This window comes from Polaromonas aquatica (assembly GCF_050626995.1).
GTDB classification, from domain to species: domain Bacteria; phylum Pseudomonadota; class Gammaproteobacteria; order Burkholderiales; family Burkholderiaceae_C; genus Polaromonas; species Polaromonas aquatica_A.
The window spans coordinates 1,719,517-1,737,454 of the sequence record NZ_CP192467.1; the positions used below are offsets into that span (position 1 = coordinate 1,719,517).

Consider the following 17,938-nt stretch of genomic DNA (forward strand, 5'->3'; position numbering starts at 1 on the left):
ATGCGATGCCGCGGCGCAAGCCGATGGCAAGACCCGAAGCCGCATTGGCCTGCAGGCAGCGCGGGTACACGGCTCGCCCCTGATGTAGAAAAAAGCACATGCGGCTTATCTTACGTTGCAGCTGCGAAAACGCAGCGTAGGACAAGTACGAGGTTTGGCCTTGGGATGTACCGCGGCCCGCCGCAGTTCAGGAACAGGCCATTGACATCAACAGTTTTGTAGTTCTTAGAGATTGCTTTATGCCAAATAATGCGAATTCAGACGTCAAAATGAATACATTAGACCTCTATCATCACGCACAAGTTCAGCATCAGGCCGACGGATCTGCAGCACGTCCCAGCGCGGCGATGACATCGGACTGGGTAATAATTCCCACCAGCCGCTCGCCCTCCCCGATGATGGGAATGTGGTGGTGACCGGTGCTGGCGAACAGTGGCACCAGTTCCACCAGCCGGCGATGCATCCCAGCCACCCGCACATTGCGGGTCATGATCTGACCGACGACTTCAGGTTTGTCTGAATAAACGCTGCGTGTGGTGCGCACCAGCTGCCTCAGCTTGGCGTCAAAACCTTCGTACAGATCGAGTTCCGCCGCCCGCATGAAATCGGCCTGCGTGATGATGCCCGCGATGCGAAAACTGCGGTCTACCACCGGCAAGGCCTTGATGCGGCGCTCCCTCAGCAGGGCCCAGGCCTCTTGTAACGGAGTGCCGAATTCCACCGTGACAAGATCGCGCGACATGACATCAGCGCAGCGGACTTCCGCTAGTTTGCGCTCATAGGCACGCAACCGGATTTCCGCCAGCAGCGTCTTGAGGTCGTCGCGGCTGACGTCCAGCACCTGGTTGTAGCGCGCCAGCACAGCGTCCAGGTCCGCCTCAAGCAAGCGGTCTTCCGCCGACGGCGCTTCGCCTGGCGGTGATAGTTGCGTATGCGGATATGCCCTGCGTGTCGCGTTGTTGTAAGCGACGCCGACAGCTACCAGCAGCACCGAGTTGAGCATCACCGGATAAAAGGCAAACACCGGATCGGCAACACCGCCCAGCACCATCATCAAGGCAGTGGCGCCGCCCGGTGGATGCAGGCAGCGCAGTGCCAGCATGAGCGCAATGGCCGTTGCCACTCCCAGCGCTGCCGCGAGTTCAGGAGAGCCCAGCAGATGCATGCCGTGCACGCCCGCAATGCCTGCCAGCGCTGAAAGGGTGTTGCCGCCCACCACGTTCCAGGGTTGCGCCATCGGGCTGGCCGGCACGGCATACACCAACACCGCGCTCGCGCCCAGCGGCGCCACCAGCCAGGGCAGACCCGGCATCATCCGGTCAGCCAGGTGGCACAGCAGCGCCGTCAGGAATATACCCAGCAACGAGCCAATGACAATGCGCAGACGTTCACGGCTGTTGATGCGGGTGCGCGCCGGCCGGAAGCCTCTCCACCAGGCACGCGTGAAGAACGCGGCGCGCTGCGTCAAACCGGTCACCGGGAGCCAGCCAGGTTAGCCGCGGGCTCGCTGATAGAGGCCCTGGACCTTGGGCACATTGGCCTGCAGCTGCTGGATGCGCTCAGGACCGGAAGGGTGGGTAGAGAGAAAGCTCGGACCCGAAGAACCGCCGCCAGCCTGCCCCATTTTTTCCCAGAGGCTCACGGCCGCCTGGGGGTTGTAGCCGCCACGGGCGGCAAGCTCCAGCCCCACAAGATCGGCGTCGGTTTCGTCCTCGCGGCTAAAACGCAGGGTCAGCAATTGTGTGCCAATGCTGGCGGCCAGGTCACCCATCTGGCCCAGGCCCAGCAGTTGCGCGCCGAGCGACAGCAGCGTACCCGTGCCCTGGCTTTTGGCGATGCGCGCGCGCGCGTGCTCGCGCAGCGCGTGCGCCATTTCGTGGCCCATGATCATGGCCGTTTCGTCATCCGTCAGTTTCAGCTGGTCAAGGATGCCGGTGTAAAAGGCGATTTTTCCACCCGGCATGCAGAACGCGTTGACCTGCTTGCTGTTCAGCAGATTCACCTCCCACTGCCATTGTTTGGCCCGGTCATTCCACTGGGTTGTTTGCGGCACCAGGCGCGTGGCAATGCTACGAAGACGTTGCAGCTGGGGGCTCCCCTGGGAAGCCAGGGCGCCTTTGGAACGGGCCTCCGCCAGCAGCTTGGCATATTCCTGGGTGGCGGCACCTTCAATTTCATCGGCGGGCACCAGGTTGCGCAGCTGGGAAGACGGGCCGACTTCGACTTGCGCCCGCAGTGGCATGGTGGCCGCGGTCGCGGCCGCACCGGCAGCCGCCAGCAAGAACGCCCGGCGGCCAGCCCAGGCAGAGTGTTTAGCCTCGCATAAAAAGCACATGGGTGAATAATAGTCACAAATCAGAATGCCCATGTCAGACAAAACCCCCTCCTCCACCCTGGCACCAGGCGCCGCTTCCTCCGAATCTTCCAGCGCCACGCCGGTATCGTGGGCAGGCGTCTGGCGCGTGTACGCAGAGCGCGCCACACTACGCATGCTGCTGCTCGGGTTTTCAGCGGGCCTGCCATTGCTGCTGGTTTTCGGCACATTGAGCTTCTGGCTGCGCGAAGCGGGCATCGACCGCACCACCATCGGTTTTTTAAGCTGGATCGGCCTGGCCTACGGCTTCAAGTGGGCATGGGCGCCATTGGTAGACCGCCTGCCGATCCCGATACTCACACGCCTGCTCGGGCGCCGTCGCAGCTGGCTGCTGCTGGCGCAGTTCACCATCATCGGCGCGCTGTGCGGCATGGCGCTGACCGACCCCAAGCTGTCCTTGCAGCCTATGGTGTGGTGCGCGCTGGCCGTGGCGTTTGCGTCGGCCACGCAGGACATCGCACTGGACGCATTCCGCATCGAATCCGCGGACATCAAACGGCAGGCCGCGCTGGCCGCGGCCTACCAGACCGGTTACCGCATCGCGATGATCTGGGCCGGCGCCGGTGTGCTGTGGATCGCCGCGCGCTCCGAAGTCCCCAACGCTGCGGCCTACCAGCCTGGTGCGTGGCAAACCGCCTATCTTGTCATGGCGGTATCCATGCTTCCCGGCATCATCACCGTGCTGTTTTCAGCAGAGCCTGCCGAGCGTGCCCGCGCCGAGGGCGACGCCGAAACCGCAGCGACCCACGCCCGGTTTGCCGCCACGGGCATTCCCCTCTACGGCGCTGTTCTGTGCGCGACGCTCGCGCTCCTCATACTGCTGCTGCTGGCTGCACCCGGTATGGTGTTGCTGGCTTATTACCTCGTGCTCAGCGCCTACCTGGTGCCCGTCGTCGGTTATGTGCTTGCCATCATCGGCCTGGCCAAAACGGGAATCCGTGTCGCGCTGCCGGCGCGGCTGGTGCGGGCAGCCGTCTGGTTCGACCATGCCTTTTACGTACCGTTCGCCGAGTTCCTCAAGCGTTATGGCAGGCATGCGATCGTGATCCTCGCGCTGATCGCCGTCTACCGCATCAGCGACGTGGTGATGGGCATCATGGCTAATCCGTTTTACGTGGACATGGGCTATACCAAGGACGAGGTAGCGGCGGTCACCAAGATCTATGGCGTCATCATGACGCTTGTGGGCGCCTTTGTAGGCGGCGCCGTGGCCATGCGCCTGGGCGTGATGCGCGTGCTGATGCTGGGCGCCGTGCTGAGTGCCGGCAGCAACCTGCTGTTCGCCTGGCTGGGCTCGCGCGGGCATGACGTCAACGCACTGATCTTTGTGATCTCGGCCGACAACCTCTCCAGCGGCATCGCGTCCGCCGCTTTCATCGCCTACCTGTCGAGCCTGACCAACATTAACTATTCGGCTACCCAATACGCCCTGTTCAGCTCCATGATGCTGCTGTTGCCCAAGTTCCTGGCTGGCTATTCCGGCAAATACGTCGATGCTTTCGGTTACAGCAACTTCTTCACCGCAACCGCCTTGCTGGGTTTGCCGGTATTGATCCTGGTTGTTTTCGCTTCAAGGCAAAAAACACCCCCAGCCCATGAAAAATGAGCGCAAATAGCTATCAAATTAATAGCAGCCATAAAAATCCCCACGCCTTGCCAGGGGGGAGTTATGCTGAACCACGCTGCTCCGGTTTACCGTAACTTTACGGTGCCTTCAAGCGGGATTGTTACGCGCGGCGCACCATGATTTCATTGTGTATCCCTTCACGGGGAGCCCCTGCAAACGAGGACTCGAGCCATGACCCAACAGCTTTTAATGATTGAAGACGATGCCCGTCTGGCCAACATGGTGGGCGAATACCTCCGCCAATCGGGCTACGGTTTTACCCACGCGGCCGATGGCGCGGCGGGACTGGCAGCCCTGGAAACCGCAACGCCCGACCTGGTCATCCTGGACCTGATGCTGCCCGACATGGACGGCCTGGAGGTGTGCCGGCGCATCAAGGGACAGGGCAGCGAAACCGCCAATACCGCCGTACTGATGCTGACGGCCAAGGGCGACCCCATGGACCGCATCGTGGGCCTGGAAATTGGTGCGGATGACTACCTGCCCAAACCGTTCGAGCCGCGCGAATTGCTGGCGCGCATCCGGGCCGTGCTGCGCCGCGGCGGGGAAGCGGGCGCGGCTGCGGCCAACAATGGTCACAAGGTCATGCGCTTTGGCTCGCTGGAAATCGACCGCGATGCGCGCACGGTGTCGGTATCCGGCAACCTCTGTGAGTTGACGTCTTACCAGTTTGACCTGCTGGTGGCGCTGGCCGAGCGCGCCGGCCGCGTGCTGAGCCGCGACCAGATCATGGAGGCCGTGCGCGGACGCGAACTCGAAGCGTTTGACCGCTCCATCGACGTGCACATGGGCCGCATCCGCAGTGCCATTGAAACCGACGCCAAGGACCCCAAGCGCATCCTCACGGTGCGCGGCGTCGGATACGTCTTCGCCAAGCAGCAGGACTAAAAGGGAAATGGCGATGGGGTTTCTAAAGATGCAATGGTCGGGATGCCGGGTGAGGCGCCCGGCGCTGAGGACACCGGAATGCGTACCGGTGCATGAGGACCCCGGGTACCGCATAACGGCGCCGTGCGCCCGAAAACTGGATTTATAGGAGTACCGCATGTGGGGACGTTTTACCTCGCACCTGTACGTGCGGATCTGGCTGGCTGTTGTCGCCACAGTCCTTGTCCTCACCTTTCTGGTGGGTGCGGCCTGGCGCCTGAGTGCGGACCCGCCGCAGCTGCCGATCCGTGAAGTACTGGTCCACAACGACCGGGGCGAAGTCATTGGCACAGCGCAAACCAAACCCGGCCGCAAGCTCGGTGATGGCCTTGAATTTGACGTGCTGACCAAAGACGGGCAGACCTTGAACCTGGTGATGCCGCGGCCCAAGCGTCCGCCAGGAAGCAATTCCTGGAACCGCCCTCCCTTTGGCTTTGGCTGGATGCTCGTTGTGGTCGGACTGGCCGTGGCGCTCGGCGCCTATCCCGTGATGCGAAGGCTGACCCTGCGGCTTGAAGCCCTGCAACGCGGCGTGGAACGCTGGGGCGCGGGGGACCTGTCGGCCCGAGTCCATGCGGAGGGCAAGGACGAGGTGGCCTTCCTGGCCAGGCGCTTCAACCACGCAGCCGAGCGTATCGAAACACTGATGGAGTCGCACAAGTCGTTACTGGCCAATGCATCGCACGAACTGCGCTCACCCCTGGCCCGTATCCGCATGGGACTGGAATTGATGGATCATCAGGCCCCCACGCTTGTTGCTTCGCATACTGCGCTGCCCCCCGAGGGGGCTGAACTTGCTCGGGGCGGCCCTTCGCCGCGTTCGCAACCGGCCAAAGAATCGATTGCCAGAGCAGAAATCTCCCGAAGCATCACCGAACTCGACCAGCTGATCGATGAGATCCTGCTGGCCAGCCGCCTGGATGCCAAACAAGCCGATGCGGAACCCTTTGAAGCGCTGGACCTTACCGGTCTTGCGGCCGAAGAATGCTCGCGGGTCAATGCAGAGTTGAGTGCCGAACTCGGCCCTGATTCCAACTCTTCATCTGACGCCAGCACGGGCATCGATGCCGGTAGCCGCAGCCTGACGGTGCAGGGATCTCCACGCCTTTTGCGCAGGCTGATCCGGAACCTTCTGGAAAACGCGCGGCGCTACAGCAACGGCGAAATCAACCTGGAGCTGGCGCAAGGCCGGACCGGCGCCAGGCAACTGGCCGTGATCAAGGTGCATGACCGCGGCCCAGGTGTTCCCGCCGAACAGCGGGAGCGCATCTTTGAACCGTTTTACCGTCTGCCGGGTGCCAGCGAACGTGAAGGCGGCGTTGGGCTGGGCTTGGCGCTGGTCAAGTCGATCAGCCAACGGCACGGTGGTAGTGTTCGCTGCGAAGCCCGGCCAGGGGGCGGCGCCACCTTTGTTGTTGAACTGCCAGTCGCCCATGCAAAAGCGTGAAATAAATCACGAAACAGAACACCTCCCACCCCAAAACTGTTTGGCCTCCTCTATTTGGAGAATGGTCAAACCGCATGCAATCACCGACATTTCTCTCCGTTGCTGTCACAACAATGGATGAGGGAAAAGGGAATAACAACCAAACGTCGGTGAAGCATTTTTAATAGTCTCCCAACGACGTTCTTCTTCACGGAAGAACCTTAAAAAGCCACCTCACGGTGGCTTTTTTTTATTCCGAAAGCACGGCTCCGCGCGCTTTGATACGCTCATGGCCTCAGCCTTCCACGGCCTCCACAGGAAACACCATGAGCACCGTCAGCACGCCCACGCCCCTCCATCCGCCCCAGGGATTTTTTCCGTCCACCGAAGAGCGGATGCAGCTGCCGGCCCGCGAGGCCATGTCGCCGGCGCAGCGCGAGGCGGCCGACGCCATCATTGCCGGGCCGCGCAAGGCGGTGTTCGGCCCCTTTATTCCCTTGTTGCGCAGCCCGCAGCTCATGGGCCGCATCGGCGACGTGGGTGCCTACCTGCGTTTTGAAAGCCCACTGGACGCGCGCATCCGTGAACTCGCGACGTGCGTGGCGGCGCGCCATACGGCCAACCAGTTCGAATGGGTGATGCATGCCCCCCTGGCCGTGGCCGCGGGCGTGGCCCAGGCCACCGTGGATGCGATTGCCGAGGGCCGCCAGCCCCGCGGCATGGCCGACGATGAAACCATCGCGCTGGACCTTACCTTCGAAGTGCTGAGGCAGCACGGCTGCAGCGACACCACTTATGCCGCCGCGGTGAAGACCTTCGGCGAACAAGGCGTGGTCGAGCTGGTCAGCCTGATCGGCTATTTCGTGATGGTGTGCTGGGTGATGAACGTGGCGCGCACGCCAGCGCAGGGCAAACCGGGCGTGACGCCCTTGTCGGCCTTCCCGGCTTAAGAAGCCGGAGGGAGAGCCGCCAGGACCCGGCCCGCATCGATGTCGTTCAGGCAACGGGTATGGCCCAGCGGGCATTCACGCTCAAAGCAGGGCGCGCAGTCCAGCGGCGGCTGGTAGGCTGCATCGGCCTTGAGCCACAACACCACTGCCTTATCGCTCAGCGGCGGCGTATGCAGCGGGCTGGACGAGCCAAAGATGGCGACCTGTGGCACGCCGAAAGCGGCGGCCACATGCATCAGGCCCGAGTCGTTGCTGATGGTGCTGTGGCTGGCTGCAATCAGGCACAGGGCCTGCACCAGCGACGTCTTGCCCGCGAAGTTAAGGCATTTTCCGGGCCGCGCGGCATTCACCGGCGCGGCGATCTCGTCGCACAACACCGCCTCTTTGCCTGAGCCGAGCAGCACCACTGGCAAATCCAGCCGCGCGGCAAGCTCTGAAAAATGCCGAGCTGGCCAGCGCTTGGCAGGCCCGTATTCGGCGCCGGGCGCGAACACGTGGAAGCCGCCACGCCGCACGCCGAGTTCGGCCAGCGTCTGGTCGACGTCAGCGGGCGCCATCTGCAGCTGCGGCCTGTCTTGCTCAAAATCGGCACCACCGCTCAAGGCCGAATAAAACGCCACCATGGGCGGCTTGTTCTTGGGGTTTTTTAGCCGGTGCGTGAGCAGGCCCACACGGGCCTCGCCGAAGTAGCCGATGCGCTCCGGGATGCTCGCCAGAAACGGCAGCAGCGCGCTTTTTAGCGAGTTGGGCAGGACATAGGCTTTGTCGAAACGGCCCTCGATGCGTTTGGCGATGGCGCGTCGCTCACGGAACTGCAGGCCACCATGCGCGAAGGGAAATTCAATGACATCGGCCACCTGCGGCATCGCACGATAAACCGGCGCCACCCACGGCAAGGCACCCACAGTGAGGCGCTCGCCGCGCGCGTGTAACCGCCGCATCAGCGGCTCGGTCATCACCGCGTCCCCGATCCACTGCGGAGCAATGACGAGCGATTCAGGCATCAAGCAGTCCGTAGCGGCAAGCCGCTTCGGCAATGGGTCAATGGCCGCCGCCGAAGTGTTCGCCGGCCTTCAGCGCGTAAACCGTGCCGCAATACGGGCACTTGGCCTGGCCTGTGCGCGCCACATCCAGATAGACCTTGGGGTGGCTGTTCCAGATCTTCATGTCGGCCTTGGGGCTGGGGCAGTAGACGCCGCCCTGACTGTTCAGGTCGGAGGCCAGCAGTTCGACAGCGGATGAATGGAGAGTCGTCGTGGGGGTGCTCATGTTCGGCTTTCTTCTTCGGTAAGCGCTTCAGACCTTGGCTAACCAGTGGGCGTACTTTGGATTACGGCCGTTGACGATGTCAAAGAACGCGCTCTGGATTTTCTCGGTGATGGGGCCGCGCGAGCCGGCGCCGATTTCAATGCGGTCGAGTTCACGAATCGGCGTGACTTCAGCGGCCGTGCCGGTGAAGAAGGCCTCGTCGGAGATATACACCTCATCGCGCGTGATGCGCTTCTGCACGAGTTCCAGGCCCAGGTCCTTGCAGATATGCAGGATGGTATTGCGGGTGATGCCGTTGAGGGCGCCGGCAGACAGGTCGGGCGTGTAGACCACGCCGCCCTTGATCACAAAAATGTTCTCGCCCGCGCCTTCGCTGACAAAGCCCGAGGCGTCGAGCAGCAGCGCCTCGTCGTAGCCGTCGTCCAGCGCTTCCATGTTGGCCAGGATGGAGTTGGTGTAGTTGCTCACCGCCTTGGCCTGCGTCATGGTGATGTTGACGTGGTGGCGGGTGTAGCTGGAGGTCTTCACGCGGATGCCGCGTTTCATACCTTCTTCACCCAGGTAGGCGCCCCAAGCCCAGGCCGCCACCATCAGGTGGATCTGGTTGCCCTTGGGCGACACGCCGAGTTTTTGCGAGCCGATCCAGGTCAGCGGGCGCAGGTAGCAGCTTTCGAGCTTGTTCTCACGCACCACGGCTTTTTGCGCTTCCATGACTTCTTCCATGCTGAAAGGAATTTTCATGCGCAGGATCTTGGCGCTGTTGAAGAGGCGCTCGGTGTGTTCTTCGAGCCGGAAGATCGCTGTGCCGCCGGCGCCGTTGTAGGCCCGCACGCCTTCAAAGGCGCCGCAGCCGTAATGCAGGGTGTGGGTCAGCACATGAATCTTGGCATCGCGCCAGTCCACCATCTGGCCGTCCATCCAGATTTTGCCGTCGCGGTCTGCCATGGAAGGAATTACTGGGGACATGATGCTGATCCTGTGGTGAATGTCGTGGAATGGTTGTTTTGTATCGGAGGCGCCCCGCCGGCAACAGCCGCAAGTGCGGTGCCAGGCCGGGCAAAACCCGAAAGTCCGATTTTACGGTGCGGGCGGTGCAGCGCCCTCGATCCGAGGCGAATCGGTGGCCCCGGGCCGAAAGAGTTCGTGGCGGGTCAGTTTGCCGCCCATAAAAGTACAGGTGACGTGCGAGTCGGAGCCATCCGTCCAGCGAAAGACTTCGGGCTGTTGGTCCTTGACCGATTGCAGCTGACCCAGTGCGCGCGTCATCGCCACCACATGCAGCAAGGTCATGCCGGACCTGAGTTTGGCGTTGAGCATGACTGCGCTGTCGACATAGCCGATGGGCCGGTTGGCTGCGCGTTTCAAGACCTGCATCATGCGGGTGAAGTGCAGCAGCAACCACATCACAAGGGCGGTGGCGGCCGCTGCCACGCCAGCCCAGCCATAAAAGCGGTATGCCAGCACGATCACGGCGACGCCGGCCACAGGAACAATGATTTTCTGGAAGTTCATGGCCGCATTTTCGCAGGCCTGGCAGGCGGGTGCTCTGCGGAGACTGCGTAGCGCGCCAGCCGCAACCTGGAACGTAGGTGTGGGCCTGCCTACCCAGCGGCCGCGCTACCTTGGCTGCCAGCCACGGCAATCGAGCCGTCCATCCGCTCGTAAGTGCCAATCAGGCAGCCGCTGGCCAAAGCCCGTTCACGTATGGCATCAAGTACAGCATCCCGGCCCGGTTTGCCACTGAAAGGGTCGCCAGGAAGCAACGCAAAGACCTGAAAGGCATAGCGGTGCGGGCCATGTCCGGGAGGAGGATCCGGCGGCAACCATCCAGACATCAGGTAAGAGTTCCGCCCCACATGGACCTGGCCATCGTCGTCGGAGCTGTTCAGCTCACCCTCCGCCAATGCGGACCGGGAAGCCGGCAAATCCACTGCAATCGCGTGCACCAACGGGCGTGGTGTGGGCGCATCGGCATCTTCCACAATCAGCAGCAGCGAACCGGCAGTAGCAGGGACTCCCTGCCACTGCAGAGGTGGGGACAGGCCCTCCCCGTCCGCCGTATAGCGTGGCGGGATGGGTGCATGGTCGGTAAACGCAACGCTGCTGACCTCGATCGCGGCCAAACCGGTGCGCAAGCCGGACAAGTTATACGCAAGCTTGTCGAGCCCGGCACGCTGATCGCGCAGTGCATGTCCCAGGGCATCGGGTAGTTTTTCCAGCATATTGAGCGGCCTTGTTGGAATGAAAACTCCAAGCTAAACCGCTCCAGGGTCCCGTTGTGTAGGAAAAGACGCCTCCAAAGCCGCGGTATACCGGCTGGTTTCGAACCGGACGCCACAGTTGCATCCGGTGTTCCTCTTCAGGCCGCTGCGCCAGAAACAAAACCGGCCCGCGGCATATAACCGGTGGCCAGGGCATGGGCCCAATCCGGCCGTTGCCGGCCGGCAGCCGCGCGTGCCTGGGCCATGTGGTCATACGGCACCGCGCGCAGGGACACGGTCCACCCTTGCGGCGTGCGCTGCACCAGCGCATAGCGCGCGTGCGGCGCTCCGTTTTCCACCACATGCGGATGGGGATGCTCGTCGTCATAGGCCTGCAGGCCGACGCTGCCGGGATTCACGATGAGGGAACTCCCGCACTGGACCATGCGCGGCACATGGGTGTGGCCGCAAAGAATCAACGAAGGCGCCTGGGGGCCGATTTCACCAAGCCGCAGCAGAACCTCTTCCGCTGTGGCGGGACGAATGCCCGTCGGATGCCCATCACCAAAACCGGGCACAGTGGTTTCCATCCAGTAAACCAAATCACTGCCGGGCGTTCCGTGGCACAACAGTACATCACCGCCCGCCAGTTCCAGACTTGCGGGCAGCGACCTGATCCACGCCACATGGGTCGACGTCAGCTGGCCTGCGGTATAGCCATCTGTCCCGAGCGGGTCGAGATGGCGGCCCTGGTCCAGCAGGTCCAGCACTTGCCGCTCATGGTTGCCACGGATGGTGACAAAGTTGCGGGCCATCAAGAGGTCGGCTGTCTCAGCGGGTTGCAGCGGGCCGCTCAGGATGTCGCCCAGGTTCACGGTCTGGTCAACACCCTGCCCGGCAATGTCCGCCAGCACGGCTTCAAGCGCCAGCAGGTTGCCGTGGATGTCGGAGATAACGGCGAGTTTCATGCTTCTGATTGTGCAGCGCTTCAGCTCAGGCTGCGGACCACGTTCATCGCCTCTTCCACCCGCTCAACCGCGTGGATGGTCAGGCCTTCGATCGGCTTTTTGGGCGCATTGGCCTTGGGCACCACCGCGACGCTAAAACCCAGCTTGGCCGCTTCCTTCAGGCGCTCCTGGCCGCGCGGGGCTGGGCGCACTTCGCCCGCCAGGCCCACTTCGCCAAAAGCGAGAAAACCCTTGGGCAGCGGCTTGCCACGCAAGGACGAAGTGATGGCCAGCATCACGGCCAGGTCAGCTGCCGGCTCGCTGATGCGCACGCCGCCCACGGCGTTGACAAACACATCCTGGTCCATGCAGGCCACACCTGCATGGCGGTGCAGCACGGCCAGCAGCATCGCCAGGCGGTCGCGGTCCAGGCCCACGGACAGGCGCCGGGGGCTGGGGCCGCCGTTGTCGACCAGCGCTTGGATCTCAACCAGCATGGGGCGCGTGCCCTCCAGCGTCACCAGCACGCAGCTGCCAGGCACCGGCTCGCTGTGTTGGCTCAAAAAGATGGCGCTCGGGTTGGCGACGCCCTTGAGGCCTTTTTCCGTCATGGCGAACACGCCGATCTCATTGACCGCGCCGAAGCGGTTCTTGATGGCGCGCACCAGGCGAAAGCTCGAATGCGTGTCGCCCTCGAAATACAGCACGGTGTCGACCATGTGCTCGAGCACGCGCGGGCCGGCGAGCGCGCCCTCTTTTGTTACGTGACCCACCAGCACGATGCACACGCCGCTGGACTTGGCTGCGCGCGTCAGGTGCGCCGCGCATTCGCGCACCTGCGCGACTGAGCCGGGCGCGGATGTGAGCTGGTCGGAATACACCGTCTGGATGGAGTCGATCACGGCAATCGCCGGCTGGGTGGCCTCCAGCGTGGCGAGGATTTTCTCCAGCTGGATTTCGGCCAGGACTTTGACCTGCGAGCCGTCCAGGCCCAGCCGGCGCGAACGCAAGGCAACCTGGGCGCCGCTTTCCTCGCCGGTGACATAGAGGGTATTGAGGCCCGCGCGCTGCAGCGAATCCAGCGCTTGCAGCAACAGGGTCGATTTGCCGATGCCGGGGTCACCGCCAATGAGCACGACACCGCCTTCCACAATGCCGCCGCCCAGTACGCGGTCGAGCTCTTCATGCCCGGTGGGCGTGCGCTCCATGTCGGCCGCTTCAATGTCGGACAGCGTCGTCACTTCCGATGCTTTGGCCAGCGACTGGAACTGGCTGCTGTAGCGGTTCTTGACCGGCGAGCTGCTTTCGGCGGCCGATTCAATCAGCGTATTCCAGGCGTTGCAATGCGGGCATTTACCCAGCCACTTGGGGCTGGTGCCGCCGCATTCGGTGCAGGTGTAAATCGTTTTGTCTTTGGCCATGCGCGATATTACTGTATAAATAACCAGCTTTTACGTTTGTCCATGATGCGAATTGGCTAGCACCAACTTCGCCGCGCACCTGGATGCCGCCGGATCCTGCACAAAACCGCATCTTGCACAACAATGGCTTTTTTCCGCGCGAACCCGCGGCGACCTAGCCATCACCTACTTGAAGAGGACACCATGAATATTTCGCGCCGCCAGCTTATCCAGTCATCCAGCGCTGCCGCGCTGCTCGCGGGAGTGGGGCAGCAAGCCTGGGCCCAGGCCCTTGAAAGCACCAAGGTTGTCGTCGGCTTTGCGCCCGGTGGCACCGCCGATATTGTGTCGCGCCGCGTGGCCGACAAGCTGCACCCCGGATATGCCAAAAGCGCTGTGGTGGAAAACAGGACCGGCGCGGGTGGCCAGATCGCCGTGCAGTTCGTGAAAAACGCAGCGCCCGACGGCGCGACCCTGCTGCTCACGCCCATGTCCATGCTGGGCATCTACCCGCACACCTACAAGAAGCTGCCTTATGACCCGGTAGCCGACCTGACACCGGTGTCTGCCGGGGCGATCTTCGACTACGGCTTTGCTGTCGGCCCCATGGTGCCCGCCAGCGTCAAAAACGTGCCGGATTTCCTGGCTTGGTGCAAGGCCAACCCGGGCCAGGCCAACTTCGGTTCGCCGGCCGCAGGTTCGTCGCCGCATTTCATTGGCGCGCTGCTGGGACGCGCCGGCAACGTGGATTTACGCCACGTGGCGTTTCGCGGCACCCAGCCCGCCGTGCTGGACCTGGTGGGCGGGCAGATTGCCGCCGTATCAGGCCCGACCGGCGAGTTCACCCAGCATGTCGCGTCGGGCAAATGCCGCCTGCTGTCGACCAGTGGCCCGAGGCGCAGCCGTTTCACCCCGGGCACGCCGACGCTGCTGGAGCAGGGTTTCAAGGACATGGCGTTCACTGAATGGTTTGGCTTCTTCCTGCCCGCAAAAGCGCCGCAGGACGTGGTGCAGCGCCTGAACGCCGGCATCCGCTCTGCGCTGGCCTCACAGGACGTGATCGACGGCCTGGCCGTGTCTTATCTGGAAGCGGCACCGACCTCGCCGGCACAGCTGGCCGCCATGCTGAAGGCCGACACCGAGTTGTGGGGGCCGCTGGTCAAGGCGGTGGGTTTTACCCCTGAAGGTTAGCCTCTGGGGCGCTGGCAAGAGCATTCCGCTTGCTATCAAATCAGGAGCTGCTCGCGCATATTTCCATAGGGCTACAGCCCAGTTTTTCTTAAAAATCAGGATGGGTTGACGCATGAAGGTGTGCATTTACGGCGCTGGCGCCATTGGCGGCTGGATAGGCCACGGGCTGGCACACACCGGCTGCAGGGTCAGTGTGGTGGCGCGCGGCACCACGCTGGATGCGCTGCAGCTGCACGGGCTGCGGCTGAACCAGGCAGGCAAGGTGACATCGCAGGTCGTGGCTTCCAGCGCCTCGCCGGCCGCTTTCGGTGTGCAGGATCTGGTGGTGCTGGCCGTCAAAGCGCCTTCGCTGCCCGAAGTGGTCAAGCAGATCGCACCGCTGATCGGCCCGGAAACGGTGGTCCTGACCGCCATGAATGGCGTGCCCTGGTGGTTTTTGCAGGGCTTTGGCGGCACGCTTGAGGGCGCCCGGCTGACTTCTGTGGACCCCGGCGGCGAACTGGCGCGGGCCATCCCGGCAAAGCACATCGTCGGCTGTGTGGTGCACGCCAGCTGTTCGCTGGACGCGCCCGGCCAGGTGCACCATCACTTCGGCAACAAGCTCATCATCGGCGAACCCTCCGGCGAAAAAACCAGCCGTGTGCAGCAGCTCGCGGCCCTGCTGGAAAAAGCCGGTTTTGAAGCACCGGTGTCCGAACAGATCCAGAAAGACATCTGGTTCAAGCTCTGGGGCAACATGACCGCCAACCCGATCAGCGCCCTGACAGGCGCGACCATGGACAGCGTGCTCGATGACGAGCTGGTGACCGGCTTCACCCACAGCGTGATGCTGGAGGCCAAGGAGATTGGCGCACGCATCGGCATTCCGATCAACCAGACTCCGGCGGAACGGCATGTCATCACGCGCAAGCTGGGCGCCTTCAAGACCTCCATGCTGCAGGACGTGGAAGCCGGCAAACCGGTCGAGCTGGACGCACTGGTGACAGCCGTGCGCGAACTGGGGCAACTGACGGCAGTGCCCACGCCCTACACCGACGCACTGCTGGGCCTCGCCCGGCTGCAGGCGCGTGTCAAAGGCCTTTATTGACCTTCGCAGATCTTCTTCTCAAATCAGCCATTTTTCAGGAGACAACATGAAACATATCGGCGTTATCGGTGCATCGGGACTCATGGGACACGGCATTGCACGCAACCTGCAGGCCAAGGGTTTTGACCTGAGCCTGACCGTGCACCGCAATACAGAGCGCGTGGCCGACCTGCTGGCCGCCGGCGCGAAACAGGCCGCAAGCCCCGGCGAACTGGGCGCCTGCGACGCAGTGATCATCTGCGTGACGGGATCACCGCAGGTGGAAGAAACCCTGCTGGGGGCCAGCGGCGTGCTGTCAAAAGCACGCGCCGGGTTGATCGTGATCGACACCTCCACCAGCGAACCCGAATCCACACGCCGCCTGGCCGCCCTCTGCGCCGAGCGCGGCGCAACGCTGGTGGACGCGCCGCTGGCGCGCACGCCAGTGGAAGCCGAGCTCGGCAAACTCAACACCATGGTGGGCGCCGAGCAGGCGGTGTTCGACAAGATCCGGCCGGTGCTGGCCGCCTACTGCGAAAACATCTTTCATGTGGGCGGCCCCAGCGCAGGCCATGTCGTCAAGCTGCTCAACAATTTCGTCGCTCAGGCCATCTGCACAGCCACCGCTGAGGCCTTCGCCGTGGGCGCGCTGGCCGGCATTGCACCGCAAAAGCTGGTCGACGTGGTATCGGCCGGTGCGGTGAACTCGGGCCTGTTCCAGGCCATGGCCAAGACCCTGGGCGGCGACTTCGCCGGCCTCAAGTTCGAGCTTGACAACGCGCGCAAGGACTTGCGCTACTACACCCACCTGGCCGAGATGGTCAAAGTGCCGTCCCTGGTCGGCGAGGCCGTGCACCAAAGCCTGGTGACTGCCAGCGCCTTGGGCTACGGCAAGGAATTCGTTCCCGCGCTGGTGAAGGCGCAGGAAAAACTGACAGGCGCAAAAGTCGCGCCTCAGTGAAAGACCGCCGGGTGGCTTCAGCCTCCCTTTTGGGCGCCCATCATGACAACGACATTGATGCGGGGCTGGCCGTCATCGCCGAAACGCACGACATAAGTCGAGGCTTCCGAATCCGGCCGTGCCTGGCCTTTGGCATCCAGGTAAGGCCAACGCACATGCACCGAGGCCAGCCTGTCCGTCATCCAGGTGACGGACTGGACCTCGGGCCGCGTATCAGTGATGCCCATGTCGTTGTACTGTTTGGCGGCGCCGCCGTAAAAGTCTTCAACTTCCGCCAGTGTCGCGACGACCTTTGTGCCCTGGTCCGCGACGATCAGTGCGGGGACTTCCCAACAAGTCGCAGCCGTTTTGCCGTCACCCCGGGTAAAGGCCCTGGCAAAGTTTTCAAGCATGGACTGGAGGCCCTGCTCTTTCTGGGTATTGGACTGACCCATGGATACTCCTTGGCGCCGGCATCGAAGGACGACTGCGAAGCTTCACCGGCGTGGCGCCGCAGCGGGGCCGACGCAGATTCCGGCAACCCTGCCTTAAAACTAGCGAAAACCGCGGCGGCACAGCGTCCGCCAAAACCGACTGAGCGTGTGGGCGGGCGCGATGGGCATAGACAGCAGGCGCTACAGCGCCTTGGCATAAACCACAAAGCCGGATTTCTCGGCCACCTGGTCGTACAGCCGCATAGCCGTGGTATTGGTTTCGTGGGTTTGCCAATAGACCCGGTCGCAACCCGCTGCCCCGGCCTTTTCATAGACGGCCTCGATCAGCGCCTTGCCCACACCGCGGCCGCGCACCGATTCGGTGGTAAACAAGTCCTGCAGGTAGCAAACCGGCACGATGCGGGTGCTGCTGCGGTGATAGAGGTAGTGGGTCAAGCCCACCAGTGCGCCGCCGGATTCCGCCACCAGTGCATGTACCGGCTCATACGCATCAAAAAAACGCGACCAGGTCATGGCTGTGATCTCCTCAGCCAGGGCTGTAGGGCCGAAGCGGCCGTAAAACTGGTTGTAGGCCGTCCAGAGCGGAAGTCAGGCGTCGAAGTCGTCCGCGCGGACAGGTCGTGTGGTGACGGAAAGTGGTGCTGTCATGTGGCCTTGGATGATGTGGTGCGTGCGGATGCCCGAACGGTCATTCAGGCCATTGCTCGTCGGGGTTGGCGGGCTCTGAGGGAACACGCTTTTTGCGCACCACCACGGTACGAGCAAGCTTGTCGTGCCACCCCTGCTTGCGTGAATCGAAAGCCACCCAGAAGATGCCCAGGCCCAGCGGAATCGCCGAGACAAAATAACCAAGGTACCTGACGATCAGCTGCGCGGTACCGGGGTTGTTGCCGGTGTTGGCATCGACGATACGGGCTCCGACCGCCATCTTCCCGGGGGTGGCCTGACGCGCCATCCAGAACCACACCACCGCGATGGCGGGCAGCACCCAGGAAATCAGGAAATCGGCCGGCCCCTGGATGAAGTCCGTGCTCTCCCAATACTCACTGCCGTATATCGCCGTCAGCGCCGGGTAGATCAGCACACCCAGCACGATCGTGTCGATGATGGACGCCCAAACCCGTATCCAGAAGCCGGCGTATTCCAGTCGAGATGAATCCATGTG

The 17,938-nt window shown here is 63.0% G+C and carries 18 protein-coding genes and 1 pseudogene; 7 read left to right on the plus strand and 12 right to left on the minus strand.

The features are described from left to right. Nucleotides 1–310: 310 nt before the first annotated feature. Together ACQ4MS_RS08250 and ACQ4MS_RS08255 are read right to left on the minus strand one after the other, a co-directional pair. The gene (locus tag ACQ4MS_RS08250; RefSeq protein WP_431099557.1) at nt 311–1,468 is read right to left on the minus strand and encodes an HPP family protein; all 1,158 of its coding nucleotides are present in this window, start codon (nt 1,466–1,468) and stop codon (nt 311–313) included. 24 nt (nt 1,469–1,492) lie between these two features. Then, nucleotides 1,493–2,335, minus strand: a complete 843-nt coding sequence (locus tag ACQ4MS_RS08255; RefSeq protein ID WP_431098967.1) for a M48 family metallopeptidase — start codon at nt 2,333–2,335, stop codon at nt 1,493–1,495. 31 nt (nt 2,336–2,366) lie between these two features. Between ACQ4MS_RS08255 and ACQ4MS_RS08260 the strand changes: the two genes are divergently transcribed. From ACQ4MS_RS08260 to ACQ4MS_RS08275, 4 genes are all read left to right on the plus strand, one after another. Further along, nucleotides 2,367–3,980 (plus strand): AmpG family muropeptide MFS transporter, encoded by a 1,614-nt coding sequence (locus ACQ4MS_RS08260; RefSeq protein WP_431098968.1) that lies wholly within the window; start codon nt 2,367–2,369, stop codon nt 3,978–3,980. A gap of 192 nt (nt 3,981–4,172) precedes the next feature. Continuing rightward, entirely contained in the window at nt 4,173–4,889 is a 717-nt protein-coding gene (locus ACQ4MS_RS08265; protein WP_431098969.1) for a response regulator, read from the plus strand. 157 nt (nt 4,890–5,046) lie between these two features. Next, nucleotides 5,047–6,375: an ATP-binding protein gene (locus tag ACQ4MS_RS08270; protein WP_431098970.1), complete on the plus strand. Its 1,329-nt coding sequence runs from the start codon at nt 5,047–5,049 to the stop codon at nt 6,373–6,375. 305 nt (nt 6,376–6,680) lie between these two features. Beyond that, nucleotides 6,681–7,304 carry a carboxymuconolactone decarboxylase family protein gene (locus tag ACQ4MS_RS08275; protein WP_431098971.1) on the plus strand — a complete coding sequence of 208 codons (624 nt, stop codon included), beginning with the start codon at nt 6,681–6,683 and terminating at the stop codon, nt 7,302–7,304. Here the strand turns inward: ACQ4MS_RS08275 and waaF are convergent. From waaF to radA, 7 genes are all read right to left on the minus strand, one after another. Beyond that, nucleotides 7,301–8,308 carry a lipopolysaccharide heptosyltransferase II gene (waaF, locus tag ACQ4MS_RS08280; protein ID WP_431098972.1) on the minus strand — a complete coding sequence of 336 codons (1,008 nt, stop codon included), beginning with the start codon at nt 8,306–8,308 and terminating at the stop codon, nt 7,301–7,303. The genes ACQ4MS_RS08275 and waaF overlap by 4 nt on opposite strands. Nucleotides 8,309–8,345: 37 nt before the next feature. After that, the gene (locus tag ACQ4MS_RS08285) at nt 8,346–8,573 is read right to left on the minus strand and encodes a zinc-finger domain-containing protein (RefSeq protein ID WP_431098973.1); all 228 of its coding nucleotides are present in this window, start codon (nt 8,571–8,573) and stop codon (nt 8,346–8,348) included. A gap of 27 nt (nt 8,574–8,600) precedes the next feature. Next, nucleotides 8,601–9,539, minus strand: a complete 939-nt coding sequence (locus tag ACQ4MS_RS08290; RefSeq protein ID WP_431098974.1) for a branched-chain amino acid transaminase — start codon at nt 9,537–9,539, stop codon at nt 8,601–8,603. A gap of 111 nt (nt 9,540–9,650) precedes the next feature. Then, nucleotides 9,651–10,085: a glycerate kinase gene (locus ACQ4MS_RS08295; RefSeq protein WP_431098975.1), complete on the minus strand. Its 435-nt coding sequence runs from the start codon at nt 10,083–10,085 to the stop codon at nt 9,651–9,653. An 89-nt stretch (nt 10,086–10,174) separates the two neighbouring features. Continuing rightward, on the minus strand, nt 10,175–10,795 hold the full coding sequence (locus ACQ4MS_RS08300; RefSeq protein WP_431098976.1) for a YbhB/YbcL family Raf kinase inhibitor-like protein: 621 nt from the start codon (nt 10,793–10,795) through the stop codon (nt 10,175–10,177). Between the two features lie 137 nt (nt 10,796–10,932). Continuing rightward, entirely contained in the window at nt 10,933–11,742 is an 810-nt protein-coding gene (locus ACQ4MS_RS08305) for a metallophosphoesterase family protein (RefSeq protein ID WP_431098977.1), read from the minus strand. A 20-nt stretch (nt 11,743–11,762) separates the two neighbouring features. Next, nucleotides 11,763–13,142, minus strand: coding sequence for a DNA repair protein RadA (gene radA, locus ACQ4MS_RS08310; RefSeq protein ID WP_431098978.1), 1,380 nt, complete (start codon nt 13,140–13,142; stop codon nt 11,763–11,765). A gap of 183 nt (nt 13,143–13,325) precedes the next feature. Here radA and ACQ4MS_RS08315 point away from each other — a divergent pair, with 183 nt between their 5' ends. The 3 genes from ACQ4MS_RS08315 (at nt 13,326) to ACQ4MS_RS08325 (ending at nt 16,339) form a co-directional block, all read left to right on the plus strand. Next, on the plus strand, nt 13,326–14,312 hold the full coding sequence (locus ACQ4MS_RS08315) for a Bug family tripartite tricarboxylate transporter substrate binding protein (RefSeq protein WP_431098979.1): 987 nt from the start codon (nt 13,326–13,328) through the stop codon (nt 14,310–14,312). 112 nt (nt 14,313–14,424) lie between these two features. Further along, nucleotides 14,425–15,399: a 2-dehydropantoate 2-reductase gene (locus tag ACQ4MS_RS08320; RefSeq protein ID WP_431098980.1), complete on the plus strand. Its 975-nt coding sequence runs from the start codon at nt 14,425–14,427 to the stop codon at nt 15,397–15,399. Between the two features lie 46 nt (nt 15,400–15,445). Next, nucleotides 15,446–16,339 carry an NAD(P)-dependent oxidoreductase gene (locus tag ACQ4MS_RS08325; protein ID WP_431098981.1) on the plus strand — a complete coding sequence of 298 codons (894 nt, stop codon included), beginning with the start codon at nt 15,446–15,448 and terminating at the stop codon, nt 16,337–16,339. 17 nt (nt 16,340–16,356) lie between these two features. On the opposite strand, the gene ACQ4MS_RS08330 is transcribed toward ACQ4MS_RS08325, so the two are convergent. The 3 genes and pseudogenes from ACQ4MS_RS08330 to ACQ4MS_RS08340 form a co-directional block, all read right to left on the minus strand. Continuing rightward, a complete protein-coding gene (locus ACQ4MS_RS08330; protein ID WP_431098982.1) occupies nt 16,357–16,773 on the minus strand; it encodes a hypothetical protein in 417 nt (138 codons plus the stop codon). Between the two features lie 180 nt (nt 16,774–16,953). Further along, nucleotides 16,954–17,421, minus strand: a pseudogene (locus ACQ4MS_RS08335) (GNAT family N-acetyltransferase). Between the two features lie 40 nt (nt 17,422–17,461). Further along, entirely contained in the window at nt 17,462–17,935 is a 474-nt protein-coding gene (locus ACQ4MS_RS08340; protein WP_431098983.1) for an RDD family protein, read from the minus strand. Nucleotides 17,936–17,938 lie beyond the last annotated feature (3 nt).

Bases quoted from the DNA above. Each gene is read 5' to 3' on its own strand.
- ACQ4MS_RS08295 (WP_431098975.1), bottom strand. From the start codon at position 10,085: ATGAACTTCCAGAAAATCATTGTTCCTGTGGCCGGCGTCGCCGTGATC.
- waaF (WP_431098972.1), bottom strand. From the start codon at position 8,308: ATGCCTGAATCGCTCGTCATTGCTCCGCAGTGGATCGGGGACGCGGTG.
- ACQ4MS_RS08325 (WP_431098981.1), top strand. From the start codon at position 15,446: ATGAAACATATCGGCGTTATCGGTGCATCGGGACTCATGGGACACGGC.
- ACQ4MS_RS08315 (WP_431098979.1), top strand. From the start codon at position 13,326: ATGAATATTTCGCGCCGCCAGCTTATCCAGTCATCCAGCGCTGCCGCG.
- ACQ4MS_RS08275 (WP_431098971.1), top strand. From the start codon at position 6,681: ATGAGCACCGTCAGCACGCCCACGCCCCTCCATCCGCCCCAGGGATTT.
- ACQ4MS_RS08340 (WP_431098983.1), bottom strand. From the start codon at position 17,935: ATGGATTCATCTCGACTGGAATACGCCGGCTTCTGGATACGGGTTTGG.
- ACQ4MS_RS08320 (WP_431098980.1), top strand. From the start codon at position 14,425: ATGAAGGTGTGCATTTACGGCGCTGGCGCCATTGGCGGCTGGATAGGC.
- ACQ4MS_RS08305 (WP_431098977.1), bottom strand. From the start codon at position 11,742: ATGAAACTCGCCGTTATCTCCGACATCCACGGCAACCTGCTGGCGCTT.
- ACQ4MS_RS08285 (WP_431098973.1), bottom strand. From the start codon at position 8,573: ATGAGCACCCCCACGACGACTCTCCATTCATCCGCTGTCGAACTGCTG.
- ACQ4MS_RS08265 (WP_431098969.1), top strand. From the start codon at position 4,173: ATGACCCAACAGCTTTTAATGATTGAAGACGATGCCCGTCTGGCCAAC.
- ACQ4MS_RS08260 (WP_431098968.1), top strand. From the start codon at position 2,367: ATGTCAGACAAAACCCCCTCCTCCACCCTGGCACCAGGCGCCGCTTCC.
- ACQ4MS_RS08300 (WP_431098976.1), bottom strand. From the start codon at position 10,795: ATGCTGGAAAAACTACCCGATGCCCTGGGACATGCACTGCGCGATCAG.
- radA (WP_431098978.1), bottom strand. From the start codon at position 13,142: ATGGCCAAAGACAAAACGATTTACACCTGCACCGAATGCGGCGGCACC.
- ACQ4MS_RS08330 (WP_431098982.1), bottom strand. From the start codon at position 16,773: ATGGGTCAGTCCAATACCCAGAAAGAGCAGGGCCTCCAGTCCATGCTT.
- ACQ4MS_RS08290 (WP_431098974.1), bottom strand. From the start codon at position 9,539: ATGTCCCCAGTAATTCCTTCCATGGCAGACCGCGACGGCAAAATCTGG.
- ACQ4MS_RS08255 (WP_431098967.1), bottom strand. From the start codon at position 2,335: ATGTGCTTTTTATGCGAGGCTAAACACTCTGCCTGGGCTGGCCGCCGG.
- ACQ4MS_RS08270 (WP_431098970.1), top strand. From the start codon at position 5,047: ATGTGGGGACGTTTTACCTCGCACCTGTACGTGCGGATCTGGCTGGCT.